Genomic DNA, 25,579 nt, shown 5'->3' on the forward strand with positions numbered 1-25,579 from the left:
GAGGCCTTTTGTCGTGATCTCGCTGGCTTATCACGCCGATCTTAAGGAAGTTCAACGCGATTGCGCGCTGGCGGATGCTTTGGCGCATGCGGCGGGCAGCGAAGCGGGCGTGGCCGGGCCCTTCGACCGGCTCGGCTGGTGGGTGGCTCTGCAGGAGGAATGCGCTGTCGCGCCGATTCTGGCGGTGGCGCGGCAAGGGGATCAACTGGCCGCCTTGCCCCTCGCCCATGGCGACAACGCCCTGACAGGCCTCGCCAACTGGTACACCTTCCGTCTGCGCGCCTTGCTGACGCCGGGCGCCGATGCCCCTGCCCTGCTGAAAGCTCTGGCCCGCGAGTTGAAGCATCGCGGCAGCCGCCTGACCCTCTCGCACATCCCCGAAGAGCAGATCCACCTGCTGGCAGACGCCTTCCGCGCTGCCGGTTGGGCCGTGCGCGCCACACCCTGCGACATCAACCACTGGCTCGATGTGGCGGGGCGCTCCTATGCCGATTACCTCGCCGCGCGCCCCGGCCCCTTGCGCACCACGCTGAAGCGCAAGGCCAAGAAGGTCGCCTGCGAAATCCACCGCCAGCTCTCCGACGCCATCTGGGCCGATTACGAGGCAATCTACGCCGCAAGCTGGAAAGGCGAGGAAGGCTCCATGCCTTTCCTGCACCGCTTCGCCCGCGAGGAGGCCCAGGCCGGCCGCCTGCGCCTTGGCATCGCCCGCGCGGAGGGCAAGCCTGTCGCGGCGCAACTCTGGACGGTCGAGGCGGGCACCGCCTTCATCCACAAGCTGGCCTATATCGAGGAGGCCAAGCCGCTCTCGCCGGGCACCAGCCTGTCGGCCGCGCTGTTCCAGACGGTGATCGACGAGGACAAGGTGCGCTTCATCGACTTCGGCACGGGCGATGATCCCTACAAGCGCGACTGGATGGAGCAGCAGCGCCACCGCTGGCAGTTGCAGGCCATCGACCCGCGCGCGGTCAGCCAATGGGGCGCTCTGGGGCGGATGCTGGCTTCGACCTTGGTCGCAAGGTTGAAACGGTAGCTCTTGTGAGCCGTTAAGCGCTCCATTAAAGCCGCCACAAGATTTCTGAACAAGTAACCATGTTCAGTGACCAAACAACAGAAACAAAACGCCCAAAGGGACATCATGAGCAAGGATATCGACCTTACATTGCGCCAGATTCTCGGCGATGTGCTGGGCCTCAAGCCCGCGCAGGTGGAGGCGTTGAATGAAGACAGCGGTCTGTTCGGCCATCTGCCCGAACTCGATTCCATGGCTGTCGCCGGCCTGCTGACCGAGATCGAGGACCGGCTGGACATCGTGATCGAGGATGATGAGGTCGATGGCGACCTGCTGGCCGATTACGGCGCGCTGCTGCGCTTCGTGAAGGGCAAAGTCACGGCCTGAGGGCCGAAACGGGGGGCACATCGACATCATGCGCTATGCGGACTGGAGCTTCGAGGGCCCTGACGGCCTGCGCCACACGGAAAGCGCTTTATGGCTGGGCAAAAGCGGCCCGCGCCTGCTGATCCTGCCCGCCCCCTTTGACGACGGCCACCGCCTGCGCCGCCTGACCGCCGAGGTGATGCGGCGCCTCGCGGCCAGCGGCATCACCTGCATCCTGCCCGACCTGCCGGGCCTTGGCGAATCCCCCTTCCCGCTCGACCAAGCCAGCCCCGCCCTGTGGCGCGCCGCCATGGGCGAGTTGGCGCAGCAGATCGGGGCGCAAGCCATCTTCGCCCTACGTGGCGGCGCTCTGGCCAGCCCCGAGGACCTGACCGGCTGGCATTACGCCCCCGTCACCGGCGCCAGCATCCTGCGCCAGTTGATCCGCGTCCGTATCATCGCCGCGCGTGAGGCGGGTCTGGAGGAAAAGCAGGACGCCCTGCTGGCCGAAGGCCGCGAGCGCGGGCTGGAACTGGCCGGATACCGCCTCGGCCCCGCGATGATCGCCGGGCTTGAAAGCGCCACCGCCCCCACCAAAGATATCTCCACCATCGGTCAGGATCTGGTCGGCGGCCCGCCCCTCTGGCTGCGCGCCGAGCCAGGCGAGAACCCGCAGCAGGCCGATGCGCTGGCCGCCATCCTCGCCATCGCCCTGCGCGAGAGTGTGACGCCATGATCCGCCAGCACCTCACCATCCGCTGCGAAGGCAGCGCCATGGGCGCCACGCTGGACGGCTCGCTGGAGGGCGCGAAAGCCGCTCTGCTGATCGTCTCGGGCGGCAATGAAATCCGCAGCGGCGCATGGGAAGGCCAGGCCTGGCTGGCGGCGGAAGTGGCCGCCAAAGGCATCCCCGTCCTGCGCTTCGACCGCCGCGGCGTGGGCGACAGCGAGGGCACCAACGCCACCTATCGCGGCTCGGCCCCCGATATCGCCGCCGCGCTGGGCTGGCTGCGCAAGCAGGCCCCGCAGGCCCGCATCGCCGCCCTCGGTAATTGCGACGCCGCCAGCGCGCTGATGCTGGGCGCCGGATGCGGCGCCGACGCCCTGATCCTCTCCAACCCCTGGACCATCGAGGGCGAGGACGAGAACGCCAGCGCCGAAGCCCGCGCCGACGCGCAAGTCTCCAGCCTGCGCGCCCATTACCGCGCCCGCCTCGCCAATCCCGCCGCGCTGCTTCGCCTGCTGAGCGGCAAGGTCTCACTGCGCAGCCTGTTCGGCAGCCTGATGGCGCTGGCCCGCCCGCGTGCGCCCTCTGCGCCCGACGGGCTGGCGCAGCGTATGGCATCCGGTCTGGCGCGCTTCTCCGGCCCGGTGTCGATCCTGATCGCCGGGCGGGACCGGACGGCTCAGACGTTTCTGGGGTGCTGGGATGGCAAGGATGAGCGGATCGCCCGCTGCGAAGGCGCGACCCATTCCTTTGTCGAGGCGGATGCTCGGGAGTGGTTGGTCGGACAGGTTTTGAAGGGGATTTAAGCAAGGAAGATGCGAGGGGGTTACCCCCTCGCGCTCCCATAACGTCTTCCGACGATGGGGCAGTGGTGCCGAAGCCGAGCGCCCCGCCTCTCCACCTGCGCGACGGAAAGCGCCGCAGGCTTAAAACATTGCCTGCGGCGCCGCGACCTTACTCTTAGGCCGAACCCGACGTGCAACGCCGACAAATAATGGGAGCGCGAGGGTGTAACACCCTCGCACTTATCCCTTTTCTAAAAACTTACCCCGCGACTTTCTCACGCGAAGCGAAATCCAGCGCAGCCACAAACCGCTCCGCGTCCAGAGCCGCCATGCAGCCCGTACCGGCGGCGGTGACGGCTTGACGATAGGTGTGATCCATCACGTCGCCCGCCGCGAACACGCCGGGGATTGCCGTCTTGGGCGTGCCGGGCTCGACGATCAGGTAGCCGCCGTCGTCCACCGCCAGCTTGTCCTTGAACAGCTCGGTCGCGGGCGCATGGCCGATCGCCACGAAGGCGCCCTGTGCCGGTTCCACCGACGTTTCGCCGGTCACGGTGTCGGTCAGTTCCACGCCGGTCAGCGCGCCGCCCTCGGCGCCCACGAAGCGGTCGACGGCCTTGTTCCACAGCACCTTGATCTTGGGATGCGCGAAGAGGCGCTCCTGCAGGATGCGCTCGGCGCGCAGGCTGTCGCGGCGGTGGATCAGGGTGACGTCATCCGAGTGGTTCGTCAGATAGAGCGCTTCCTCGACAGCGGTGTTGCCGCCGCCGATCACCACGACCTTCTTGCCGCGATAGAAAAAGCCGTCGCAGGTAGCGCAGGCCGAGACGCCCTTGCCCGAGAACTGCAGCTCGCCATCCACGCCCAGCCACTTGGCCTGGGCGCCAGTGCAGATCACCAGCGTGTCGCCCTCATAGACATCGCCCGAATCGCCATAGGCGCGGAACGGCGGGCCCGAGAGATCGACCGAGGTGATCGTGTCCCACATCATGCGCGTGCCGACATGCTCGGCCTGGGCCTGCATCTCCTGCACCAGCCAGGGGCCCTGCACGGCCTCGCGGAAGCCGGGGTAGTTCTCGACATCGGTGGTGATGGTCAGCTGGCCGCCGGGCTGCAAGCCCTGCACGACGATGGGGTTCAAACCGGCGCGCGCGCCATAGATGGCCGCGGTCAGCCCCGCCGGGCCCGAACCGATGATCAGCATGCGAGTCGTATGGGTCGTCATGAAAAACGTCTCCTGGAGCGTTTTCAAGCCGGATGAGCTCCACCCGGCGGCTCCGAAAACGCGGCAAAACAAGAATCAGCCGCCGAAATAGGAAGTCGCGGCCAGAATGGAAAGGTATGCTGGAGCGCTAAACCACAGCTTGCCCACGATATCACCCCTGCACGCGGGCCAAAAACCGTGTTAAAGGAATGGTTCACCTGACTTTTGCTACGGAGCGATCCGTGTACGAATGGTTGCCCGCCTCCCCCCCCGACGGGTCACTTCCCGATGCGTGCCGGTTGTGCTCTGGCGGCGCTGGCCTGTGCCCTTATGGTGGGCGCGGGCAGCGCGCAGGCGCGCACGCCCTATGAAACCGCCCGTATCATGGCCGAGCGCATCATGGCGCCCGACCATCGCACGCTGTCGAACCGCGGCCTCGTGGTGATGAGCGACAACCCGCCGCCCGCTGCGCCGGAAGGCGAGCAGGCCGGTGAGGCTTCGGCGGGCGAAAGCCGCGATGCCGGACTGGCCGATGGGGCGGCGGAAAGGCTGGCTCCGCCCGAGCTGCTCTCCTCGATGGTCGGCGTGACCGCGGTCGACACCGGCTTTCCCGAATTTGCCGATTCGCTGATGGATGTCGTCGGGCGCAGTCTGGACGCGGGCATGGCCGATGAGGTGCTGGCCAGCATCGGCCGGTCCTATCGCGGGCGAATGGCGATGCTCAACCATCAGGCGGCGGTGGGGGAGCGTGATCCCTTCCATGCCAAGGCCCCCGGCGCCCTGCCCGGCGACGCGCCGGACATGACCTTTCAGCAACTGACCAACCATAATTTCGGCTCGGCGCGCTGGATGGCGGTGGGCGTCTCCCACAAGTTCAACGGTCTCTCCAGCGTCACCACCAATGTGCAGCTTCAGCACACCACCGGGCCGGTGGATGTCGAGGTGAAGGTGACGGGCTGGCAGGGGCTGAGCATGGCCCAGTCGATGAGCCTGAGCTATGACAGCATCGCGCTGGTCGATCTGAGCCAGAATCTGAAGGTGGGCATGGTCGCGCGCGGCAGTCTGGGCACGCTGGGCGCGCTGAACCCCTCGCAGGATCAGGTTGCCGGGCCGGTGGCGCGCTTCAAGCTGTTCGGCAACGGCACCTCGCTCTCGGCGGAGACGGGATACACCTTCCGTATCCGGCAGGAGAATGATCCCTCGCTCAACCGCTTTCACGCCAATCTCAATCTGAACGTGAAGCTGTAACAGCCGCGCGGACAAGGCGATACCGCACCGGCCCGCTCCCCCGCCCGGCTACCCATCGGTGGCATCCTGTGGGTGGCCGGGCGGGGGAGCGGGCCGGTGCCGCAAAAACCGGCTCTTCCGCCGGTTTTTCAAACAGATTCCACAAAAAAGCGGCGGCTCCTTTCGGAACCGCCGCTTCCTTCATGCGCGATGGGGAAGCTCGATCAGCGCTCCCACACGCCATTGACCTTGCGCGGCAGGCCCCAGGGGTTGGCGTCCTGAAGGGCGGGCGGCAGCAGGCTCTCGGCGATGTCCTGATAGCAGACCGGGCGCTGGAAACGCGTCAGCGCCAGCGTGCCGACCGAAGTGGTGCGCGCGTCGCTGGTGGCGGGGAAAGGCCCGCCATGGACCATGGCGTGGCACACTTCCACGCCCGTCGGCCAGCCATTGGCCAGCACGCGGCCCACGCGATCAACCAGACCGGGCAGGATTTGCGCGGCAACCGCGTTGTCGCTCTCGGCGGCATGGATCGTGGCGGTGAGCTGGCCTTCGAGCGCCGCGATCACTGCGTTGAGTTCGGCGACATCCTTGGCGACGACGACCACCGAGGAGGAACCGAAGACCTCATGGCCCAGCGATTCATCGGCGATGAAGTCGGCGGCCTTGGCCTTGAACAGCGCCGGGCTGCAGCGGTTGAGGCCCGCGTCCTTGCCGGTGGCGACGCGCTCGGCATGGGCATTGGCGTCCAGAGCGGCCACGCCCTTGGCATAGGCGCCCGCGATGCCCGGCGTCAGCATGACAGCAGGATCGACGCCCGCCAGCGTGGCCGAAGCGGCCTCGATGAAGGTGTCGAGATGCTCGCTTTCCAGCGCAAGAATCAGGCCGGGATTGGTGCAGAACTGGCCCGCGCCCATCGTCAGCGAACCGGCGAAAGCCTTGCCCAGCGCTTCGGCTTTCTCGGCCAGAGCGCCCGGCAGCAGCACGACCGGGTTGATGGCCGACAGCTCGGCATAGACGGGGATCGGCTCCTTGCGGGCCTGCGCCAGCTTGACCAGCGCCAGACCGCCGAAGCGCGAGCCGGTGAAGCCCACGGCCTTGACGCGGGGATCGGTCACCAGCGCGCCGCCCAGCTCGTTCGAACGGCCCGGCAGATAGGAGAAGGTGCCCTCGGGCAGGCCCGCCTTGGCGACGGCGGCGGCGATGGCCCGGGCCACCAGCTCACCGGTGCCGGGGTGCGCGGGGTGGCCCTTGACCAGCACGGGGCAACCGGCGGCAAAGGCCGAGGCGGTGTCACCACCGGCAACCGAGAAAGCCAGCGGGAAGTTCGAGGCGCCGAACACCACCACCGGGCCCAGCGCGACATTCATGCGGCGCAGATCGGGGCGCGGCAAAGGCGCACGCTCGGGCAGAGCGGGGTCGATGGTGACGTCGAGGAACTCGCCCTTGCGCAGCTCGGCGGCAAACAGCTTGAGCTGACCCACGGTGCGGCCACGCTCGCCTTCGAGGCGAGGACGGGGCAGGCCCGATTCGGCCATGGCGGTCTCGATCAGCACGTCACCCAGGCCCAGGATTTCCTCGGCTACGGCGTCGAGGAAGTCGGCGCGGGCATTGGGCGCCAGATTGGCGAAGACCGGATAGGCGGCTGCGGCCAGAGCGGCGGCCTCCGCCACGTCAGCCGTGGTGGCCTCGGACACCAGCGGGCCGAAGCTCTCGCCGGTCGCCGGATTGACGGACTGGAACCCGCCCTCAGCTTTGCGCGCCGTGGCGCCGATCAGAATGCTGCCGTCGATCATGTGATGTTCCTTGAAGGATGCTGCGAAAGAGGTTCTGTTTGAAGGCGATATGGGGATGAAACCGGGCAATTACCAATGCGTGCTTGCCATCGATCCATGCCCGAATAGAGACTTCACGCATCGGATGGTAGCGCAACCATTGAAACCTCTCTCTGCCCCGGCTTTGCGCTTGGCACAAGCGCCTTGGCTGGCCTAAACTGTGACCATGACCCGCACGACCACGATTTTCGAACATATGTCAGCGCTTTGTCGCGGCAGTGATGCCGTCAATCTGGGTCAGGGCTTTCCCGATCTGCCCGATCCGCCCGAACTGATCGAGGCGGCAAGGCGCGCGCTGGTCGACCGTTCCAACCAATACCCGCCGATGCGCGGCCTGACTGAACTGCGCTCGGCGGTCTGCACCTATTATGCGCAGACGCAGGGGCTCTCGCTCGATCCGGCCGAGGTCATCGTCACCTCCGGCGCGACAGAGGCGCTGGCCGCCAGCATCCTCGCTCTGGTCGAGCCGGGCGACGAGGTGATCTGCGTACAGCCGCTCTACGACGCCTATGTCCCGCTGATCGAGCGCGCCGGGGGCATCCCCGTCTTCATCAGCCTGAAGCCGCCGACATGGGAGCTCTCCATCGCCGATCTGGCCGAGGCGATCACCCCGCGCACGCGGATGATCCTGCTCAACACCCCCAACAACCCCACCGGCACCATGCTGCCCCGCGCCACGCTGGAGGCCATCGGGCAACTGGCCGAGGCCTATGACCTGATCGTGCTGTGCGACGAGGTGTGGGAGGGCATGGTCTTTGACGGTACGCCGCATATCTCGCCCCTCGCCATCCCCTCGCTGCGGCAGCGCTCGGTGAAAGTGGGCTCGGCGGGCAAGATCTTCTCGCTGACGGGCTGGAAGATCGGCTGGGCCGTCGCCGCGCCCGAACTGGCCGAGCGCATCGCCGCGCGCCACCAGTTCCTCACCTTCACCACCCCCACCCCGCTGCAATGGGCCGTGGCCGATGGGCTGTCGCTGGGGCGGGACTGGCTCTCCGCCCATGCCGCGCGCTATGTCCCGGGCCGTCGCGCGCTGATCCAGGGGCTGACCGAAGCCGGATACAGCCTGCTGCCCGCCTCGGCCACATGGTTCGTCACGGTCGATCTTGCCGCCTCGGGCTTCACGCAAGAGGATGCGGTGGTGGCCGAAAGGCTGGTCGGCGAAGGCGGCGTCGGCTCGATCCCCGTCTCGGCCTTTTACGCGCAGAACCCCGAAACACGCTACCTGCGCCTCTGCTTCTGCAAGACGCCCGAAACGCTGAGCGAAGCCGTCGACCGCCTCGCCCGCTTCCGCGCCCATCACACCTGATCCGACAAAGCGTTGCCCCGGCACGGCCACCGCCGTGACAATTGGCGACACGATATGACAGATCGCGCGTTGTTCAGACGCTATACAGTGCCCAGCCGTCATACCTCGCGGCAAAGGAGAGATCGCATGCGCCCACTGCTCGCCGCCCTGAACCCCGCTCGCCTTGGCCTGCTGACTCTGGCCGCCGCCGCTGCCGCCACGGGGGTCGCCGCCCTGGCCCAGCCGCCCGAAGGTGGACCCGGTGGCCGCATGAACCCCGCCGACATGATCATGCGCGCCGACGCCAACGGTGACGGCAAGGTCACCAAGGAAGAATTCGTCGATGCGCAGTTCAAGCGCATGGACCGCAACCAGGACGGCGTGATCGACGCCAAGGACTTCGCCGACCTCCCCGCCGAAATGGCCGACCGCCAGAAAGAGCGGGTGATGCGCGCCGACGCCAACGGCGATGGCAAGGTCACCAAGGAAGAACTGGCCGCCAACGCCACCCGCATGTTCGACCGTTTCGACACCAATCATGACGGGGCGATCACGCGTGAAGAGGTCGAGGCTGCGGTTGCCCAGATGCGGCAGGGTCAGGGGCAGTAAGGTTTTGTAGAAAAGGATAAGTGCGAGGGTGTTACACCCTCGCGCTCCCATTTTTTGTCAGCCTTGGCGCTTCGGGTTCGGCCATAAGGCAACGTCGCTGCGCCGCAGGCTTTCAAACGATGACAAGGCGCCGGGGCTTCCTGCCTGCGGCGCTTTTTTTGCTGAGCAGGTGGAGAGTTGAGGCGCTCCGTTTCGGCGTCACTGCCCATGCGTCGGAAGACGTAATGGGAGCGCGAGGGGGTAACCCCCTCGCTTTTTCCTTTTATTCCTTAATGACTTCATGCGGATCACAGATCACCAAAGCGCTATCCTGCCGGGCCAAAGAAACCAGCGCCAGCCCCGCAGCCTCAGCGCGCTGCGCAGCCAGACTGGTCGGCGCGGAGATCGTCACCAGCAACGGGCACCCCGCGCGGACGGTCTTTTCCACCAACTCATAACTGCAGCGCGCGGAGAGCAGGACAAAGCCGCTCGCGGGGTCCAGCCCTGCCTTCAACAGCGCGCCCACCAGCTTGTCCAGAGCATTGTGCCGCCCGACATCCTCGCGGGCGAGCAGGATCGCACCATCGGGGCCGCAGAAGGCAGCGGCGTGGACAGCGCCTGTCGCATGCCCCAGCGGCTGATGATCGGAGAGCGCCTCCAGAGCTTTGGCGATGGCGGTGCGGTCCGTGGTGAAGGTCGCGGCCACGCGCGGCAGGGGCGCCAGCACGGCCTCGATGGAGTCCATGCCGCAAAGGCCGCAACTGCTCTCGCCAAGGCGGGTGCGGGCGCGTTCCAGCGCCAGACCGGCGCGATCCGCGCTCAGCCAGAGGCGCAGAACCCAGCCTCCGTTGTCCAGCGGCACGGCATCGACGGCGTCCATCTGGTCGGCGCGGGTGATCAGGCCCTCGGCCAGCGCGAAACCGATGGCATAGTCTTCGAGGTCGGCGGGGGTGGCCATCATCACCGCATAGCCAAAGCCGCCGACCTCGATGGCGATGGGCGCCTCGATGGGCACGGTGCGCGGCAGATCGGCGTCGCCCGCTTGCGCCAACCCCAGACGGCGGACCGACAGGGTGATGGAGCGGGCGTCTGGCTGGATGGGATCGCTTGGCATCGCTTGTCCATAGGCGCGGCGGGCGCGTGGCGCAAAACTGTCGAGCTAAATTAGGGCTGTCGTGACTCGCGGCGGTGCTTCATAGTGGTCTACCACCAGAACGGAGCGGCAGTCATGGACGAACAACGGCCAGAAGGCATTGAAACCTATGACGATCCCGCCGGTGGCTGGGGCGCCTTGCGCGCGGTGGCCAGCGCGCTGAAGCAGCAGCAGGCCGTCGAGCGCGGCACGCAGGCTTTGTGGAAGCAGAACAAGCCCGAAGGTTTCGACTGCCCGAGCTGCGCCTGGCCCGATCCCGATCACACCGCCGCTTTCGAATTCTGCGAGAATGGCGCCAAGGCGGTGGCGTGGGAATCGACCTCGCGCCGGGTGGGCCCTGAGTTTTTCGCCCGGCACAGCGTGGCCGATCTGTGGCAGCAGTCCGACCACTGGCTGGAGGATCAGGGGCGCGTCACCCATCCCCTGCGCTACAATGCCGCCACCGGCCATTACGAGCCGGTGAGCTGGGACGATGCCTTCGCCGCCATCGGCAAGGGTCTGGCCGCACTGGACAATCCGGATCGCGCCGAGTTCTACACCTCGGGCCGGGCCTCGAATGAGGCGGCGTTTCTGTATCAATTGTTCGTGCGGCTCTATGGCACCAACAATTTCCCCGACTGCTCGAACATGTGCCATGAGGCGACATCGGTCGGGCTGCCCAAATCCATCGGCATCGGCAAGGGCACCGTCAGCCTTGAGGACTTCGATCATGCCGATCTGATCCTCTCTTTCGGGCACAATCCGGGCACCAACCATCCGCGCATGATGGCCACCTTGCGCAGCGCCGCGAAACGCGGGGCGCGGATCATCGTGTTCAATCCCTTGCGTGAGCGCGCTCTGGAGCGTTTCGCCTCGCCGCAATCGCCGGTGGAAATGGCGACGCTGTCCGCCACGCCGATTGCCGACACCTATCTGCAGGTGAAGGTGGGCGGCGATATGGCGGCGCTCAAGGGCATCGCCAAGGGGCTGCTGGCGCTCGATGCGCAGGCTCTGGCGGCGGGTCGGTCCGGCGTGATCGACCGGGCCTTTATCGCCGAGCATACCAATGGTTTCGACGCCTTCGTGGCCGATATCGAGGCCACCGACTGGGGTGTGATCACGCGCGACAGCGGCCTTGCCCGCGTCGATCTGGAGGGCGTGGCCGCGGTCTATGCCAAGGCCAAGGCGACGATCCTGTGCTATGGCATGGGCATCACCCAGCATCGCACCGGCACACAGAATGTGCAGCAGCTCGCCAATCTGCTGCTGATGAAGGGCAACATCGGCCGCAAGGGCGCGGGCATCTGTCCCCTGCGCGGCCACTCCAACGTGCAGGGCGACCGCACCGTTGGCATCTGGGAGCGCCCGACCGAGGCCTTCCTCGACAGGATGCAGGAGGTCTTCGCCTTCGATCCCCCGCGCGAGCACGGCAATTCGGTGGTGGAAAGCATCGCCGCCATGCGCGAGGGCTTTGCCAAGGCGGTGGTGTGCCTTGGCGGCAATCTGGCCATCGCCTGCTCCGACCCCGCCGCCTGCGCCGAGGGTTTCCGCAAGCAGGATCTGGCGGTGCATATCACCACCAAGCTCAACCGCACCCATCTGCTGATGGCGAAGGACAGCTTTATCCTGCCCTGCCTTGGCCGCACCGATCTGGATGTGCAGGCCACCGGATCGCAGGCCGTGACGGTGGAGGATTCCATGTCGATGGTCCACGCCTCGCGCGGGTTTTTGAAGCCGCCGGGCGAGATGGTGCGCTCCGAACCCTGGATCATCGCTAGGATGGCCAAGGCCACGCTGGCGGCCATGGGCAAGCCACAGGCCACCAGCATCGACTGGGACGGTCTGGTCGGCGATTACGATCTGATCCGCGATCTGATCGAGGCGGTCTTCCCCGCCTTTGCCAATTACAATCAGGGCATTCGCAAGCCGGGCGGCTTTCACCTCGTCAATTCGGCCTCGCTGCGCCAGTGGAACACGCCCGACGGCAAGGCGCAGTTCCTCACCCACGCCAGCCTCGACGAGGATGAGGTGACGGATGATGACACCGTCCTCAAGCTGACCACCCTGCGCTCGCATGACCAGTACAACACCACGGTCTATGCTCTGGACGACCGTTATCGCGGGGTCTTCGGGCGGCGCGATATTCTCTTCGTCAGCCCGAAGGAACTGGCGCGTCTGGGCTTCAGCGAGGGCGATCTCGTCGATGTTTCAACCGCGCTGGCCCATGCCGCGCCGGGGCGCGTGGTGCGCGGCCTGACTCTGGTGGCGCAATCCCTGCCCGACGGCTGCTGCGGCGCCTATTACCCCGAGACCCAGCCGCTGATCGCGCTGGAGCACCACGATCCGCAGAGCATGACCCCCTCCTACAAGTCGATCCCGGTGAAGATCACGCTGGCCGAGCCCAAAGTGCCCAGCGAAGCCGATGAGCTGGTGGTGCGGCGTGATGGGGTGGCGGGGATTGTTTAGGCGTTAAGGGAAGTCTGCCTCCGGCGGGCAAAGGGCCCCAAGCGTGCGCTTGTCGCACGCGGCAAGCTATGGCGCCCTTTGCAATCCCTTTAATGTTGGCCTTGTGTTCAACCATCCCAATCGGAGCATACCGTGAATTTGCAAGCGCTGGTCATTGGTGCTTTCTGCCTGCCATCTGGCCTGGGGATGCTGATCTATCCCCGAAAGAGGCGGCTAGCTGCGGAAGCCAAAGTTGCACTTCGAAAGGAGGAATTGGCAGCGGGCTCCTCCGAACGATATTTCGAAGAAAGGCGTTCCATTGACGCCTATCCCTTACCTGCGACTGACACTGGATGGCGGACAAAAGGCGCATTGTTGACGGCTGCGGGGCTTATTCTGTTGCTGATTGGCTATTTCCGTTAAGTTTTCGCATCCGGAACGATTGCCATCCGCCTTCAGCGCCAGAAAGGCCCAAGGCCTGACCCATTTCGATGCGATGTGACGGAACCGATAAAATATTCACATAAGCCAGCCGACGCATAGGCCTTGATGCCCGATCCCTCTAGGCTGACGTGATGGACACGCTTTCCCGTTACGCCCGCCCCTCGCTGTTTCTCTTCGCCCTGCTGGCATCGACGAGCGCCTCGGCTTCGCCTGCCGATCTGGCGCGGCAGAAGGCGCAGGCCGCCCGCGTCACCATCACGCGCGACGATTGGGGCATTCCCCATGTCCACGGAAAAAGCGATGCCGATGCCGTCTTCGGCCTGATCTATGCGCAGGCCGAGGATGATTTCCCGCGCATCGAGGCCAATTACCTCACATCGCTGGGCCGCACCGCCGAGGCCGAGGGCGAAGACGCCATCTGGGGCGATCTGCGGCAAAGGCTGTTTGTCGATCCGGCAGAACTGAAGGCGCAATATGCCGCCAGCCCGCTGTGGCTGCGCAGGCTGATGGATGGCTGGGCCGATGGGCTGAACTATTACCTCGCCACGCACCCTGCGGTGCATCCCAGGGTGCTGAAGCATGTCGAGCCATGGATGGCGCTGAGCTTCACAGAGGGCAGCATCGGCGGCGATGTGGAGCGCATTTCGATCAGCCAGTTGAAGACCTTCTACAACCAGCCCACCCCGCCAACGCCCGAGGAACTGGGCCAGGTGCCGCGTGAGCCTTCCGGGTCGAACGGCATCACCATTGCGCCGCAGATCAGCGCCAATGGCCATGCCCTGCTGCTGATCAACCCGCACACCAGCTTCTATTTCCGCTCCGAGGCGCAGGCCAGCAGCGATGAGGGGCTCAATGCCTATGGCGCCAGCACCTGGGGGCAGTTCTTTATCTATCAGGGCTTTAACGCGAAGGCGGGGTGGATGCATACCTCCTCCACCGTCGACAACATCGATGAGTTTGCCGAGAAGATCGTGCCTCAGGGCAACGGCTTTGCCTATCGCTATGGCGCGGCGTTGAAGCCCGTTGCCAGCAAGGTGATCACCCTGCGCTTCCGCAAACCCGATGGCACCATGGGCGAGCGCAGCTTCACCACATGGCGCACCCATCACGGCCCCATCGTGGCGATGAAGGACGGCCGCTGGATCGCCACCGCGCTGATGTGGAAGCCCGTCCCCGCGCTGGAGCAATCTTGGCTGCGCACCAAGACCACCGATCTTGCCAGTTTCATGAAGGTGGCCGAGTTGAAGGCCAATTCCTCCAACGACACGCTCTTCGCCGACAGCAAGGGCGAGACGGCCTTCCTGATGCCGCAGTTCATGCCCCTGCGCGACAATCGCTTCGATTACCGCAAGCCGGTGGACGGCAGCGATCCCGCCACCGACTGGCACGGGCTGCACACCATCGCCAGCCTGCCCAATGTGATCAATCCCAAGGTCGGCTGGACTCACAACACCAATGACTGGCCGTGGGACGCCGCCGGTCCCGACAGTCCCAAGGCGGCGAACTATCCGCGCTATATGGATCAGGTGGGCCACAATCCGCGCGGCGCCCATGCCGATCTGGTGCTGATGGGCAAGAGCGGCTGGACGGCGGAAAGCTTGCGCGCGGCGGCTTTCGATTCCTACCTCCCCGCTTTCGGGGCGTTGATCCCCGGTCTGGTGAAAGCATGGGACGCCCTGCCCGAAAGCGATCCGCGCCGCGCCCGGTTGGCCGCGCCCATCGCCTTGCTGAAAGGCTGGGACAATCGCTGGAGCGCCACCTCCACCGCTACCAGCCTCGCCGTCTTCTGGGGCGATCAGCTCTGGCATGAGGTGAGCAGCTTTGCTCAGGCCGAGCGGATGAATGTGCCCGACTATATCGCCACCAAGGTCTCCCCGGAGGAGAAGCTGAAGGCCTTGAGTGCCGCCGTCGACCGCCTGACTCAGGCTTTCGGCGGCTGGCAGGTGCCATGGCAACAGATCAACCGGTTCCAGCGGCTCGACGATGCCATCAAGCCACATTTCGACGACGCCAAACCCTCCGCGCCCGTGCCCTTTACCTCGGCGCAATGGGGCAGTCTGGCCTCCTTCGGTGCCAAGCCATGGCCGGGGACGAAGCGCTATTACGGCACCAGCGGCAACAGCTTCGTCGCCGTTGTGGAGTTCGGCCCGCGCGTCTCGGCCCGCGCGGTGATGGCGGGCGGGCAGAGCGGTGATCCGGCCTCCCCCCCATTTCGCCGACCAGATCCAGCGCTATGCCGATGGCGATCTGCGCAAGGTCTATTTTTACCCCGACGAGTTGAAGGGACACGTCGAAAAGACCTATCATCCGGGTAACCTATAGGATTAACCGGAGAGTACAAAAAGAGACCGCCCCCTCTGGTAACCACGCGCGGGCCGTCCTATCTTCCCGTGCGGTGGGGGGCCGCGAAGGCGTTTCCACGCCATTTCTCGTCGCGCTTCCGGTCCTGAGGAGCCTGCATGCCCCCCGTCTCATCCCCCATCCTGTCCATTTCGGGCTTAAGCAAACATTACAAATCCGGCCACAAGGCGCTCGGCGGCGTCGATCTGGAGATCGAGCGCGGGGAAATCTTCGCCCTGCTCGGCCCCAATGGCGCGGGCAAGACCACGCTGATCTCCATCGTCTGCGGCACCGTCAACAAGACCGGCGGCACCATCGCGATGGATGGCGAGGATATTGCGCATAATTTCCGCCTCGCCCGTCAGCGCATCGGGCTGGTGCCTCAGGAGATCGCGGTCGATATCTTCACCACCGTGTGGAACACCGTGTCTTTCAGCCGCGGCCTGTTCGGCAAGGCCCCCAACCCGGCCTATATCGAGCAATTGCTGCGCGACCTCTCGCTGTGGGAGAAGCGCGACGCCAAGATGATCGAGCTGTCGGGCGGCATGAAGCGCCGCGTGATGATCGCCAAGGCGCTGAGCCATGAGCCCGACCTGCTGTTCCTCGACGAGCCCACGGCGGGTGTCGACGTCAATCTGCGCCGCGACATGTGGGCGCTGGTGCGCAAGCTGCGCGAAAAGGGCGTCACCATCATCCTGACCACGCATTACATCGAGGAAGCCGAGGAAATGGCCGACCGCGTGGGCGTGATCGACGGCGGCAAGGTGCTGCTGGTGGAAGAGAAAGCCGCGCTGATGCGCAAGCTGGGCAAGCGCCGCCTGACGCTGACTCTGGCCGAGCCCATGACGCAGGTGCCGGGCGAACTGTCCGACTGGTCGCTCAGCCTCGAGGAGGAAGGCCACAAGCTGGTCTACAGCTTCGATGCCGAGGAGGACGATACGGGCATGCCCGCCCTGCTGCGCCGCCTCGACGAGCTGCATATCGCCTTCAAGGATCTGGACACCAGCCGCTCCTCGCTTGAAGACATCTTTGTCGAGCTGGTGGAGAAATCGGCATGAGCGGCATCAACATCCACGGCGTCTGGGCCATCTACAGCAGCGAAATGGCGCGCACCCGCCGCACTGTGCTGCAGAGCATCGCCACGCCGGTCATCACCACCGCGCTCTATTTCATCGTGTTCGGCGGGGCGATCGGGTCGCGCATGCAGCATGTGGGGGGTGTCGGTTACGGCGCCTTCATCGTGCCTGGCCTCATCATGCTCTCGCTGCTGACGCAGAGCATTTCCAACGCCTCGGTCGGGATCTATTTCCCCAAATTCACCGGGACCATGTTCGAGATCCTCTCGGCGCCGCTCAACGCCATCGAGGCGGTGATCGCCTATGTCGGCGCGGCGGCCAGCAAATCGGTGATCATCGGCCTGATCATTCTGGCAACCTCCACCTTCTTCACCGATGTGCGCATTCTGCACCCGGTGTGGATGGTGGCCTTTCTGCTGCTGACCTCGATCGCCTTTTCGCTGTTCGGCTTCATCATCGGCATCTGGGCGCGCAGCTTCGAGCAGCTCTCGATCATCCCCTCGCTGATCGTGACCCCGCTGACCTTCCTGGGCGGCGCCTTTTACTCGATCGACATGCTGCCCCCCACATGGCGCACGGTCAGCCTGTTCAACCCGGTGGTCTATCTGGTCAGCGGTTTCCGCTGGAGCTTCTATGGCCTGGGCGATGTGGGCGTGGAGGCCAGCCTCGGTTTCACCGCCGGCTTTATCGCGGTGTGCCTGACCGTGCTGTGGTGGATCTTCAAGACCGGCTGGCGCCTGAAGCCGTAAAGCGCCCTTGGTTGGGCCATGCGCTTTCGCGCATGGCCTGAACGGCGCCGGCCCGCTCCCCCGCCCCGTTACCCAATCGGCAGTATCCTATGGGTGGCCGGGCGGGGGAGCGGGCCGGTGCCGAACCTTACAAATTCCGGACCTTACAAATTCCGGACCTCACAAAAAATGCGGGCCGTTCATCGCCCCCCGACGATGAACGGCCCTTTCCTCAGGCGAGCAGTGGCTCAGCCTTCAGATAGCCAGCGGTTGCCGACCCGGTTCGCGCAGATAGCAGCGCAGGGCGGCAAACACATGATCCGTAACACTGAGCGGCGAATCATCGCTCAACCGCTCATCGCCGATACGGATCGAACCTTCATTAACCATAACGCCGACCAGCCGCCGGGCAAACTCATAAGGCGCGCCCAGACGCCCGATGGCGGCTGAGAGCGACATCGCCTCCCCTGCGCAGCCCGCCGCGAAGATCGTCAGCAGGATTTCCCAGGACCAGTGCCGCCCGAAGGCCGAGCCGGCAATCCGCGCCCGATTGGCCGCAAGCGCCAGCTCCGAACGCGCCGCGGCGCCTGCAAAAAACGTTTCTTCCGCCAGATAGTCCCCGGCGCTGACTTCAAGAAGAGGATGACCCTCCGACAACGGCCCCGTCTGATGATAGCTCAACGCAAATCCCCCTGCATTGCCAACACATCACTCATTCGGAAGCAGAGCTTCCTTTTGCGACGAGGACCCCATCCCGAATCGCAATGCAGATTTACCATCAGCCTGCGAACAAGAATAGGCGTTATTATTTCACATGGGGATCCTGAGAGGTAATTTGATTTTCTTTAAGCCCTTTTTGCAGCAGATCTATTGCCGTTGCTATATGGGTTGCTGGAATATCGAATTTACGATCATCAAGGACTTGCAGAATATCTTCGAGCTGCTCAATTATTTTGGCGACCACTTTTATCTCCATATCAGAAATAGGCGGAATTTACACGCAATCGCCAGCAGTCACGTCTTGATGATTAGATAGGGACAAGCCTTGCCTCTCCAACAAAGCTTGCCAAAAAATCCGGCGATTCCGTGCAGGATTGACCAAGGTCGTTCATCCCCACCGTCGATACTGGAAATCGACCATAAACGCGCATTGGTCCGATTGGTTCCATCTATATGAACTTTTTATGTCCCGTTTCTGGAAAACGGTTGCAACGCCACTCTATTTTCCCGGCACACCCCACGCGCAGGGCATGAAATCGTCTGCATCCTGCCCCTGATGTGCCCCGAATCACCCCCTTCGGGCAAGCCGGAAACCACCTCGCCACGGCGGGCCGCGACAGGCCGAGTGAGATGCGCGCAACACCGTGCCGATACCCGGCACCCCACGGGCAACGCCCCGGCGCCTTTTGCCCCTTATAGAAAAATTTAATTTCCCATCGGGATTATAGGTTTTACAAGCGGGCCATCGTCCAGATGAGAGCCCTGCCCACCCATGAACACGCCCTTAACATCGAAAACTGCCCTTTCCCGCGCCTTTGCCGGAGCCAATCCGGCGGGCTCTCGCCTTGCTCTCGCCCTTCTCGCGACCTGCGCCCTGCTGCCCGCTGCCACAGCCTCTGCCCAGCCCGCAGGCACCCCGACCGTCACCTGGACGATCGCCCCGGTCAGTGCCACCCCCGGCGGCCGCGCCAGGCTGGTGCTGCAGGGAACGCTGCGCGACAACTGGCACCTCTATGCCTTCAAGCAGAAGGAGAACGGCCCCACCCCGCTGCGGGTCGCGCTCGACGCCAATGAGGTCGCCCAGCCCGATGGCGCCCCCTCGGGCAGCGCGCCGATCGTCGCGCATGATGCCGCCTTCAATCTGGACACGCCCTATTATCTGCACAATTTCGCCATCACCGTCCCGGTGAAGCTGAAACCCCATGCCGCCGCCGGGCGCCAGAACGTCCCCGTGACGGTGCGCTTCCAGACCTGCAACGGCCAGACCTGCGAACCGCCCAAGACGCTGCACCTGACCGCCGCCGTGACCGTGGGCGCCCATGGCTGAGCGGCGCGCCCTCTTCCGCAGGCGTCTGGCCAAGGCCGCCGCGCGCCTGCCGCTGCTGGCAGGCCTCGCCATCGTCGGCACGATTGCCCTGCGCGATGCGGGTGACCCGGCCAGGGCCCAGATCGCGGTGCAGAACCAGGGCTATGTCCCCTTCAGCGACGCGCCGATCAACTATCGCACGCGCCCGCTGACCGACCCCGTCGCTCTGCTGCAAAAGCGGCTGGACGAGGGCAAGGCCCATCTCACCTTCGACGAGAAGCGCGGCTATCTCGGCTCGGTCCTGAAACTGCTGGACATTCCCGAGGCCTCGCAGACGCTGGTCTTTTCCAAGACCAGCTTCCAGTTCACCAAGATCTCGCCCGATCATCCCCGCGCGCTTTACTATAATGACGATGTCTATGTCGGCTCGGTGCATGACGGCAAGACGGTGGAGATCGTCTCCTTCGACCCGATGCAGGGCGCGGTCTTCTATCTGCTCGACGACCAGAAAGCCGAGAAGCCCACCTTCCAGCGCGCCGAGCTGGACTGCACCCAGTGCCATATCGCCGCCAGCACGCGCGGCGTGCCCGGTGTGCTGCTGCGCTCGGTCTATGCCTCGCAGACCGGCGCGCTGACCCCGCGCACGCCCCAGCACATCACCGACCAGAAGAGCCCGCTCAAGGACCGCTGGGGCGGCTGGTACATCAGCGGGCCGCTGGCGGGCAACACCATGGCCAATGCGGCGGTGATCCCGGCCGCCGACCAGCAGAGCGGCGTGGTGCCCCCCACCGGATCGCTGCCCACCCTTGGCGCGGTAGCCAAACCCTACGATCGCTCGGCCTATCTGGCGCCGGGCAGCGACGGCGTGGCCCTGCTGGTGCTGGCGCATCAGACCCAGATGCACAACCTCATCACGCTGACCAATTACCAGACCCGCCTGACGCTGCACGCGCTGGGCAAGGATGAGGGCACGCCCGCCTATGCGCAGGCCACGCTGGCCAGCCTGCCCGAGGACGCGCGCGAGAAGATCACCAAACCCTCGGAACAGTTGCTGCGCTATCTGCTCTTCTCAGGCGAGGCATCGCTGGGTGGGCAGGATGGCGCCAAGCTGCTGGCCAGTTCGGCCTTCGCGCGCGGTTTCGCGGCGCAGGGCTTGCGCGATTCCCATAAGCGCTCGCTGCGCGACTTCGACCTGTCGACGCGCACCTTCCGCAACCCCTGCAGCTATCTCATCTATTCCAGCGCCTTCGACGCCATCCCCGAGCCCGCCAAGGGCTACATCTATCACCGCCTGCTCGAGGTGCTGACCGGACAGGACCAGTCCCCCGACTTCGCGCATCTCTCCACCGACGAACGCGCCGCCATCCTGAGCATCCTGCTGGAAACCAAGCCGGGCCTGCCCGCCGAATGGCGCGCCTATGCGCAGGCCCACAAGCTGCGCGTGGCGACCGGCCACACGCCTTCCCAACGCCATTTTTCGTGACTCACAACGCCAGCCTGACCGGAGTAAGAACGATGAAGACAAGTCTTAAGGCCTCCACCTGCGCCGCCCTTCTGCTCGGCGGCATGGCAGCACCCGCCATTGCGACCGCCGCCGACAGCCCCGTTACCGGGCGCTGGGACGCGGTGCTTTCGCGCAATGGCACCGACATTCCCTTCCGCCTCGACATCAAGGGCGACGGCCCCTCGCTTCAGGGCGTGTTCTACGACGGCTTCAAGCCCTATGACGGCACCACCAGCGCCAGCTTCCAGAACGGCAATCTGGTGCTCAACGTCGACCATTACCTCACCACCATCAACGCCAGGCTGGACAACGGCCAGTTGAACGGCACCGTCTCGGCGGAAAACCGCGAATCCTCGGCCAATTACACCTTCCACGCCGTGCGCCATGTCGAGACCGCCGCCGGTCCCGCAGGGCCCGCGATCGCCGGCACCTGGATCATCCCGCTCTCCTCGCCCTCGTCCAAGGGCGAGAAGGCCTTCCGCTTCGTGGTACAGCAGAACGGCGGCGAAGTGGCCGGTTCGATCCTGCGCATCGACGGCGACACCGGCAGCTACACCGGCCATTTCAAGGACGGCAAATGGGTGCTCAGCCACTTTGACGGCGGCCGCCCCGGTGTGATCGTGGTCACCCCCAAGGGTGACGGCACGTTGGAAATCCAGCAGGAATCCGCCCGCCCCGCCAAGGCCAGCAGCGATTACGGCAGCGAGGCCGGTGCCCCCGATGGCCGCTATGCCCCCGCGCTGGTCGCCTATCGTCAGGATGTCGCCAAGGCCAGGGGTCTGGCCGAGCCCGACGACTTCCTCAACCACACCAAGGTCGTCGACCCCAACGCCAAATTCACCTTCAACTTCCCCGACAACAGCGGCAAGCTGATCTCGCAGGACGATCCGCGCTTCAAGGGCAAGGTGGTTCTGGCGGTCGTCACCGGCACATGGTGCCCCAATTGCCATGACGAGGCCCAGTATCTGGTCGAACTCGACAAGAAGTACCGCGACAAGGGCCTGGCCATCGTCGCCCTCAACTTCGAGGAGCCCGACCAGCAGGAAACGCTCAAGCGCCAGAAGGCCTTCGTCAAGCAGTATGGCGTGAAATACACCTACCTCGAGGCTGGCTCGCCCGCCCAGATGTGGGAAAAGGTGCCCCAGCTCAACCACCTCGACACCTGGCCCGCCACGGTCTTCATCGGGCGCGACGGCAAGGTGAAGGCGGTCCATTCGGGCTTCGCCTCGCCCGCCAGCGGCGCCTTCCATGAGCAGCTCAAGGCCGACTTCACCAGCCGCATCGAGCAGCTTCTGGCCGAAAAGCCGGTGGTGGCCGAGGCGGATACCCCTGCCACGGGTAAGGCTCTGGCGCTGAACCGCTAAGAGCTGGGCGGGGCAGGAACTCCACCCCTGCCCCGTTTCCCCTTTGTGCAGCATGACTGTTCTGGAGTTACATGGTGCGAGCATTTCTGGCGTCTCTGGCCGTGGCCGGAGCGATCCTGACATTCAGCAATGGCGGTTCGGCCCTGAGCGGCGCTGAACCGGGACATGGACGGGGCGAGACCCTGTTCGAAAACCGCTGCGCCCGCTGCCACGGGCTGGGCGGCGACGGCGGCGATGGGCTGGCCCCGCCGCTGATCGGGGTGATGGGCCGCTCCATCGCGGGCCGCAGCGACTACGTCTATTCCGACGCGCTGAAGGCCAAGAGCGGCATCTGGTCGCCCGACACGCTCAACGCCTATATCGCCAACCCGCAGGCCTTTGCCCCCGGCGCCGAGATGGAGGTCAACTCCCCCGACCCCAATGAGCGCGAGGCCATCATCGATTATCTCAAGACCTTGCGATAGGCTGGCTTTTGGCACCGGGAGGCGATGTCATGGCTCTGCCATAAAGCTGGGGATGCCGACGGAAAGGGATTGACCGATCCATGCCACCTGTGCCAATCGCCCTCTCACGCTTGGCGCCGGTATGGACCGTGACGCATGCAGGCGGGTGTAGCTCAATGGTAGAGCAGCAGCTTCCCAAGCTGAATACGAGGGTTCGATTCCCTTCACCCGCTCCAGCTTCAAAATCAATGGTTTAGACCACCCTTCGCGTTACCCTCGAAGAGGATGGGTGCGGTAAAAGTACGGCAAACCCGCTTCGCCCCTATCGTTCCCCCGCCGTCACGCATGTGGCATGGCGCGCCTCGAAACCTTTCGCGATCTGCGCCAGCGTGACCTGCCCCAGCCGCGCGATCAGCATGGCCTCGGCCGCGCCCAGCGCCTCGCTCATGGACTCATTGACCGCCTGCTCGACCAGACAATCGGGCGCCGGGTCCGCAAGCCCGATCGCGAAAATGCGCGGCTCGCCCACGGCGCGGTAGATATCAAGCATCGTCACGCTGTCGAGCGAGACAACCAGCCGCCATCCCCCGGCATGCCCCTTCTCCGAGCGCACGAATCCAGCCTCACGCAGGCCCGCCATCGTGCGGCGCACGACAACCGGATTGGTATGGAGCATCTGCGCCGCCTGAGCCGAGGTGATCGGCCCTTCGACCCGGTCCATATGGATCAGCACATGGAGCATGCGCGACAAGCGGCCATCAAGTTGCATCCTCGTCCCCTATCATGCCCGGCCCGAAGCCGCAAAAACGCCCGGACCTACTCGACAACCGGCGCCAGCAGGCGCCCGGCGGCAGAGCGCACGATCAGCATCACCACCCCGGCCCCGGCGATGATCGCGGCATGCAGGCCCCAGAAGGCCGCGCCGGGCAGCTTGTCGAGCAGGGTCGCCAGCTTGGTCACGATCATCCCGGCCAGAAACAGCGCGAGCAGATAGGACGCCATCATCGTCGCATTCACCGCCTTGGGCGCGACGCGCGAATAGAGCGCGATGCCCACCGGATAGATATGGACGAAGCCGATGTCGTTGAGGATGTGAAAGCCCAGCGCCCAGCCCAGACCGATCTTCTCTCCCGTCGCGGCCTCATGCATCGCGCCCAACGCCAGGCAGAGCGGCGCCAGCGCGGCCATGAAGATGCCGAAGGTGATCTTGGTGATCTCGTCGGGCTCGGGGCGGAAGGTGCTCCACCAGCGCCAGAAGGCAACGACCGCGATCAGCAGCGTGGTCGAGACGATGGCGTCGAGCGAAATCAGGAAGCTGGCCGGAATGGCGTGCCCGAAAAACTCCAGCCGGTAATGCGCGTCGCCCCACAGCTCATAGGCGGCGAAAATCTGCTGATTGCCGACATAGGCACAGGCCAGCACCGGGATCAGCAGCACCAGCAAGGCGATGCGCTTGCCCTCGCCGGGCTGCAGTTTGGGGCGCGGCTCGGCGATATGGCCGGGTTCGGGCTTGGGCTCGGCGGGCAGCCAGCGATGCCCGGCGAGATAAATGCCAAGGCCGATCAGCATGCCCACGCCCGCCGCGCCGAAACCGGCATGCCAGGCCACCTTCTGCCCCAGAAAGCCGCAGACGATCGGGGAGACGATCACCGCGACCTGGATCGCCAGCGTGTAGATCTGGAAAGCGTCCGCGCGGCGCAGATCGTCGGCGGCGTAAAGATCGCCCACCTGCGCCGCCAGATTGCCCTTGAAGAAGCCGCTGCCCAGCAGAATGCAGGCCAGAGCGATCAGATAGGTCTGGTCGAAAGCCATGCAAAAATGGCCGATCGCCATGGTCACCGCGCCGAAGATCACCGCCCGCGTGCGCCCGATGTAACGATCCGCCACAAAGCCGCCCAGCAGCGGGGTGAGATAGACCAGAGCGCTGTAGAGCGCGGCAATCGCCCCGCCCATGGTCAGCGGCGTCAGCGGCCCGAAGAACATCTCCAGCAGATGGCGGAACGGGGTAAAGCCCCAGATCTTTTCAATATGGCCCGGCGTGAAGAGATATTGCGCGCTGTAGAGCGCCAGCAGCGCGGTCATGCCGTAATAGGAAAACCGCTCCCACCCTTCGGAAAAGGCCAGATAGCCCAGCCCGCGCGGATGCCCCAGAAAGGCCCTGTCCGACATATGCTGCGGCGTCTGCTGCACCTCATGCTGCGGGGCGGCGACAGGGTTTTCGTTCATTCCATCCTGACCTTGAGACCACTGGGACGACAACTGAGGCGACAACTGGAGCAGCGGCATCCACCGATACCCTCCCATTCCATAGGGCAGGAGGCCGGGTGCCTCAATGCGCCTGAGGTCAACGGTGGCCGCCCCCTGCCCCACAACTGAACGCCACCTTTCATCGCGCCTCAGCCCCGGTTCAACGGACTCGGCGCAGAAGGCGATCACCGGACGGGAGGGTCCTCCGGACTTCAGGAGTGCAAGCATCATGGTCACCAGCAAGCTCATCCTCGCCCTTGCCACCGCCGCCTCGCTGGCCGCCGTGGGCACCAGCGCCAATGCCGCCACCTGGAACCAGCGCCATCCGCGCCAGTCCGAGGTCCTTCACCGCGAGCATCACCAACTCGCCCGCATCAATCAGGAACGCCGCGAGGGCGAGATCACCCGTGGTCAGGCCCGTGCGATGCGCGCCACCGACCGCTCGATCGCCGCACAGGATCATGCCGATGCCCGCGCCAATGGCGGCTACATCACCCCTGGCCAGCAGCACCGCCTGAACGCCGAGGAAAACGCCCAGTCGCGCGCCATCGGTCGCTAAGGCACCGGTCTCAAGCCCCCCATGGCGTCGATCACGCCATGGGGGCTGAAGACATCAAACCCTTGATCCATCTCCCCGCTTTGCACAGCCCTCAGCCACGGCGCAAACCGGCGAGGCTTTCGGCGATGCCTGTCGGGGCCCCTCTCCCGACCTCACCTGCGGCTATCCCCTAAGCGGTCGCCACCGATAATTTCCGCCTGATCCCCCAAGCATGGGGCAAAGGCGTTTTCAGCGGACTGCATCGA

23 protein-coding genes, 1 tRNA gene and 1 pseudogene are annotated in these 25,579 nt (G+C 65.1%); 18 read left to right on the forward strand and 7 right to left on the reverse strand.

From position 1 onward, the window contains the following. Nucleotides 1-13 precede the first annotated feature (13 nt). The 4 genes from ABDW49_RS14005 to ABDW49_RS14020 all read left to right on the forward strand — a co-directional run bounded on the left by ABDW49_RS14005 (nucleotide 14) and on the right by ABDW49_RS14020 (nucleotide 2,911). Complete coding sequence (locus tag ABDW49_RS14005; protein WP_343612634.1) at nucleotides 14-1,033, forward strand: GNAT family N-acetyltransferase; 1,020 nt, start codon at nucleotides 14-16, stop codon at nucleotides 1,031-1,033. A gap of 105 nt (nucleotides 1,034-1,138) precedes the next feature. Then, complete coding sequence (locus tag ABDW49_RS14010; RefSeq protein WP_343612635.1) at nucleotides 1,139-1,399, forward strand: acyl carrier protein; 261 nt, start codon at nucleotides 1,139-1,141, stop codon at nucleotides 1,397-1,399. A gap of 28 nt (nucleotides 1,400-1,427) precedes the next feature. Beyond that, the gene (locus tag ABDW49_RS14015) at nucleotides 1,428-2,114 is read left to right on the forward strand and encodes a hypothetical protein (protein WP_343612636.1); all 687 of its coding nucleotides are present in this window, start codon (nucleotides 1,428-1,430) and stop codon (nucleotides 2,112-2,114) included. Then, nucleotides 2,111-2,911 (forward strand): hydrolase 1, exosortase A system-associated, encoded by an 801-nt coding sequence (locus ABDW49_RS14020; protein ID WP_343612637.1) that lies wholly within the window; start codon nucleotides 2,111-2,113, stop codon nucleotides 2,909-2,911. The genes ABDW49_RS14015 and ABDW49_RS14020 overlap by 4 nt, the downstream gene beginning before the upstream one ends. 238 nt (nucleotides 2,912-3,149) lie before the next feature. Here ABDW49_RS14020 and trxB read toward each other — a convergent pair whose 3' ends face one another. After that, complete coding sequence (gene trxB / locus ABDW49_RS14025; protein WP_343612638.1) at nucleotides 3,150-4,115, reverse strand: thioredoxin-disulfide reductase; 966 nt, start codon at nucleotides 4,113-4,115, stop codon at nucleotides 3,150-3,152. A 267-nt stretch (nucleotides 4,116-4,382) separates the two neighbouring features. Here trxB and ABDW49_RS14030 point away from each other — a divergent pair, with 267 nt between their 5' ends. Next, a complete protein-coding gene (locus ABDW49_RS14030) occupies nucleotides 4,383-5,342 on the forward strand; it encodes a hypothetical protein (RefSeq protein WP_343612639.1) in 960 nt (319 codons plus the stop codon). Nucleotides 5,343-5,545: 203 nt separating this feature from the next. On the opposite strand, the gene ABDW49_RS14035 is transcribed toward ABDW49_RS14030, so the two are convergent. Beyond that, nucleotides 5,546-7,114, reverse strand: a complete 1,569-nt coding sequence (locus ABDW49_RS14035; RefSeq protein WP_343612640.1) for an aldehyde dehydrogenase (NADP(+)) — start codon at nucleotides 7,112-7,114, stop codon at nucleotides 5,546-5,548. A gap of 205 nt (nucleotides 7,115-7,319) precedes the next feature. Between ABDW49_RS14035 and ABDW49_RS14040 the strand changes: the two genes are divergently transcribed. Continuing rightward, the gene (locus ABDW49_RS14040; protein WP_343612641.1) at nucleotides 7,320-8,459 is read left to right on the forward strand and encodes an aminotransferase; all 1,140 of its coding nucleotides are present in this window, start codon (nucleotides 7,320-7,322) and stop codon (nucleotides 8,457-8,459) included. A gap of 126 nt (nucleotides 8,460-8,585) precedes the next feature. Continuing rightward, nucleotides 8,586-9,047 carry a dockerin type I domain-containing protein gene (locus ABDW49_RS14045; protein WP_343612642.1) on the forward strand — a complete coding sequence of 154 codons (462 nt, stop codon included), beginning with the start codon at nucleotides 8,586-8,588 and terminating at the stop codon, nucleotides 9,045-9,047. 262 nt (nucleotides 9,048-9,309) lie between these two features. Here ABDW49_RS14045 and fdhD read toward each other — a convergent pair whose 3' ends face one another. After that, nucleotides 9,310-10,140, reverse strand: coding sequence for a formate dehydrogenase accessory sulfurtransferase FdhD (gene fdhD, locus ABDW49_RS14050; RefSeq protein ID WP_343612643.1), 831 nt, complete (start codon nucleotides 10,138-10,140; stop codon nucleotides 9,310-9,312). A 114-nt stretch (nucleotides 10,141-10,254) separates the two neighbouring features. Here fdhD and ABDW49_RS14055 point away from each other — a divergent pair, with 114 nt between their 5' ends. From ABDW49_RS14055 to ABDW49_RS14075, 5 genes and pseudogenes are all read left to right on the forward strand, one after another. Then, nucleotides 10,255-12,624, forward strand: a complete 2,370-nt coding sequence (locus tag ABDW49_RS14055; protein ID WP_343612644.1) for an FdhF/YdeP family oxidoreductase — start codon at nucleotides 10,255-10,257, stop codon at nucleotides 12,622-12,624. A gap of 132 nt (nucleotides 12,625-12,756) precedes the next feature. Then, nucleotides 12,757-13,026 carry a hypothetical protein gene (locus ABDW49_RS14060; RefSeq protein ID WP_343612645.1) on the forward strand — a complete coding sequence of 90 codons (270 nt, stop codon included), beginning with the start codon at nucleotides 12,757-12,759 and terminating at the stop codon, nucleotides 13,024-13,026. 152 nt (nucleotides 13,027-13,178) lie between these two features. Then, a pseudogene (locus ABDW49_RS14065) lies at nucleotides 13,179-15,369 on the forward strand (penicillin acylase family protein). Between the two features lie 137 nt (nucleotides 15,370-15,506). Next, nucleotides 15,507-16,445 (forward strand): ABC transporter ATP-binding protein, encoded by a 939-nt coding sequence (locus ABDW49_RS14070; protein WP_343612646.1) that lies wholly within the window; start codon nucleotides 15,507-15,509, stop codon nucleotides 16,443-16,445. Beyond that, entirely contained in the window at nucleotides 16,442-17,212 is a 771-nt protein-coding gene (locus tag ABDW49_RS14075; protein ID WP_343612647.1) for an ABC transporter permease, read from the forward strand. Before ABDW49_RS14070 ends, ABDW49_RS14075 begins: the two co-directional genes overlap by 4 nt. 234 nt (nucleotides 17,213-17,446) lie before the next feature. Here the strand turns inward: ABDW49_RS14075 and ABDW49_RS14080 are convergent, their stop codons facing one another. Both ABDW49_RS14080 and ABDW49_RS14085 read right to left on the reverse strand, forming a co-directional pair. Continuing rightward, a complete protein-coding gene (locus ABDW49_RS14080; protein WP_343612648.1) occupies nucleotides 17,447-17,872 on the reverse strand; it encodes a hypothetical protein in 426 nt (141 codons plus the stop codon). 124 nt (nucleotides 17,873-17,996) lie between these two features. After that, nucleotides 17,997-18,155: a hypothetical protein gene (locus ABDW49_RS14085; RefSeq protein WP_343612649.1), complete on the reverse strand. Its 159-nt coding sequence runs from the start codon at nucleotides 18,153-18,155 to the stop codon at nucleotides 17,997-17,999. A 528-nt stretch (nucleotides 18,156-18,683) separates the two neighbouring features. Between ABDW49_RS14085 and ABDW49_RS14090 the strand changes: the two genes are divergently transcribed. The 5 genes from ABDW49_RS14090 (at nucleotide 18,684) to ABDW49_RS14110 (ending at nucleotide 22,764) form a co-directional block, all read left to right on the forward strand. Then, nucleotides 18,684-19,238: a protein-disulfide reductase DsbD domain-containing protein gene (locus ABDW49_RS14090; RefSeq protein ID WP_343612650.1), complete on the forward strand. Its 555-nt coding sequence runs from the start codon at nucleotides 18,684-18,686 to the stop codon at nucleotides 19,236-19,238. Further along, nucleotides 19,231-20,700: a hypothetical protein gene (locus tag ABDW49_RS14095; protein WP_343612651.1), complete on the forward strand. Its 1,470-nt coding sequence runs from the start codon at nucleotides 19,231-19,233 to the stop codon at nucleotides 20,698-20,700. The genes ABDW49_RS14090 and ABDW49_RS14095 overlap by 8 nt, the downstream gene beginning before the upstream one ends. Before the next feature lie 32 nt (nucleotides 20,701-20,732). Next, nucleotides 20,733-22,085, forward strand: a complete 1,353-nt coding sequence (locus tag ABDW49_RS14100; RefSeq protein WP_343612652.1) for a TlpA disulfide reductase family protein — start codon at nucleotides 20,733-20,735, stop codon at nucleotides 22,083-22,085. A gap of 71 nt (nucleotides 22,086-22,156) precedes the next feature. Then, on the forward strand, nucleotides 22,157-22,549 hold the full coding sequence (locus ABDW49_RS14105) for a c-type cytochrome (protein WP_343612653.1): 393 nt from the start codon (nucleotides 22,157-22,159) through the stop codon (nucleotides 22,547-22,549). 141 nt (nucleotides 22,550-22,690) lie between these two features. After that, nucleotides 22,691-22,764, forward strand: a tRNA-Gly gene (locus ABDW49_RS14110). Nucleotides 22,765-22,850: 86 nt separating this feature from the next. Here ABDW49_RS14110 and ABDW49_RS14115 read toward each other — a convergent pair. Further along, nucleotides 22,851-23,297, reverse strand: a complete 447-nt coding sequence (locus ABDW49_RS14115) for an Rrf2 family transcriptional regulator (RefSeq protein ID WP_343612654.1) — start codon at nucleotides 23,295-23,297, stop codon at nucleotides 22,851-22,853. A gap of 47 nt (nucleotides 23,298-23,344) precedes the next feature. Further along, the gene (locus tag ABDW49_RS14120) at nucleotides 23,345-24,754 is read right to left on the reverse strand and encodes an oligopeptide:H+ symporter (protein WP_343612655.1); all 1,410 of its coding nucleotides are present in this window, start codon (nucleotides 24,752-24,754) and stop codon (nucleotides 23,345-23,347) included. Nucleotides 24,755-25,004: 250 nt separating this feature from the next. Here ABDW49_RS14120 and ABDW49_RS14125 point away from each other — a divergent pair, with 250 nt between their 5' ends. Next, complete coding sequence (locus ABDW49_RS14125; protein ID WP_343612656.1) at nucleotides 25,005-25,334, forward strand: hypothetical protein; 330 nt, start codon at nucleotides 25,005-25,007, stop codon at nucleotides 25,332-25,334. Nucleotides 25,335-25,579: the final 245 nt, after the last annotated feature.

It is taken from the genome of Novosphingobium sp. (assembly GCF_039595395.1).
In the GTDB taxonomy this organism is placed as follows: domain Bacteria; phylum Pseudomonadota; class Alphaproteobacteria; order Sphingomonadales; family Sphingomonadaceae; genus Novosphingobium.

Bases quoted from the DNA above. Each gene is read 5' to 3' on its own strand.
- ABDW49_RS14115 (WP_343612654.1), bottom strand. From the start codon at position 23,297: ATGCAACTTGATGGCCGCTTGTCGCGCATGCTCCATGTGCTGATCCAT.
- ABDW49_RS14075 (WP_343612647.1), top strand. From the start codon at position 16,442: ATGAGCGGCATCAACATCCACGGCGTCTGGGCCATCTACAGCAGCGAA.
- ABDW49_RS14105 (WP_343612653.1), top strand. From the start codon at position 22,157: ATGGTGCGAGCATTTCTGGCGTCTCTGGCCGTGGCCGGAGCGATCCTG.
- ABDW49_RS14015 (WP_343612636.1), top strand. From the start codon at position 1,428: ATGCGCTATGCGGACTGGAGCTTCGAGGGCCCTGACGGCCTGCGCCAC.
- ABDW49_RS14040 (WP_343612641.1), top strand. From the start codon at position 7,320: ATGACCCGCACGACCACGATTTTCGAACATATGTCAGCGCTTTGTCGC.
- ABDW49_RS14095 (WP_343612651.1), top strand. From the start codon at position 19,231: ATGGCTGAGCGGCGCGCCCTCTTCCGCAGGCGTCTGGCCAAGGCCGCC.
- trxB (WP_343612638.1), bottom strand. From the start codon at position 4,115: ATGACGACCCATACGACTCGCATGCTGATCATCGGTTCGGGCCCGGCG.
- ABDW49_RS14030 (WP_343612639.1), top strand. From the start codon at position 4,383: ATGCGTGCCGGTTGTGCTCTGGCGGCGCTGGCCTGTGCCCTTATGGTG.
- ABDW49_RS14020 (WP_343612637.1), top strand. From the start codon at position 2,111: ATGATCCGCCAGCACCTCACCATCCGCTGCGAAGGCAGCGCCATGGGC.
- ABDW49_RS14125 (WP_343612656.1), top strand. From the start codon at position 25,005: ATGGTCACCAGCAAGCTCATCCTCGCCCTTGCCACCGCCGCCTCGCTG.
- ABDW49_RS14055 (WP_343612644.1), top strand. From the start codon at position 10,255: ATGGACGAACAACGGCCAGAAGGCATTGAAACCTATGACGATCCCGCC.
- ABDW49_RS14070 (WP_343612646.1), top strand. From the start codon at position 15,507: ATGCCCCCCGTCTCATCCCCCATCCTGTCCATTTCGGGCTTAAGCAAA.
- ABDW49_RS14090 (WP_343612650.1), top strand. From the start codon at position 18,684: ATGAACACGCCCTTAACATCGAAAACTGCCCTTTCCCGCGCCTTTGCC.
- ABDW49_RS14010 (WP_343612635.1), top strand. From the start codon at position 1,139: ATGAGCAAGGATATCGACCTTACATTGCGCCAGATTCTCGGCGATGTG.
- ABDW49_RS14045 (WP_343612642.1), top strand. From the start codon at position 8,586: ATGCGCCCACTGCTCGCCGCCCTGAACCCCGCTCGCCTTGGCCTGCTG.
- fdhD (WP_343612643.1), bottom strand. From the start codon at position 10,140: ATGCCAAGCGATCCCATCCAGCCAGACGCCCGCTCCATCACCCTGTCG.
- ABDW49_RS14100 (WP_343612652.1), top strand. From the start codon at position 20,733: ATGAAGACAAGTCTTAAGGCCTCCACCTGCGCCGCCCTTCTGCTCGGC.
- ABDW49_RS14120 (WP_343612655.1), bottom strand. From the start codon at position 24,754: ATGAACGAAAACCCTGTCGCCGCCCCGCAGCATGAGGTGCAGCAGACG.
- ABDW49_RS14035 (WP_343612640.1), bottom strand. From the start codon at position 7,114: ATGATCGACGGCAGCATTCTGATCGGCGCCACGGCGCGCAAAGCTGAG.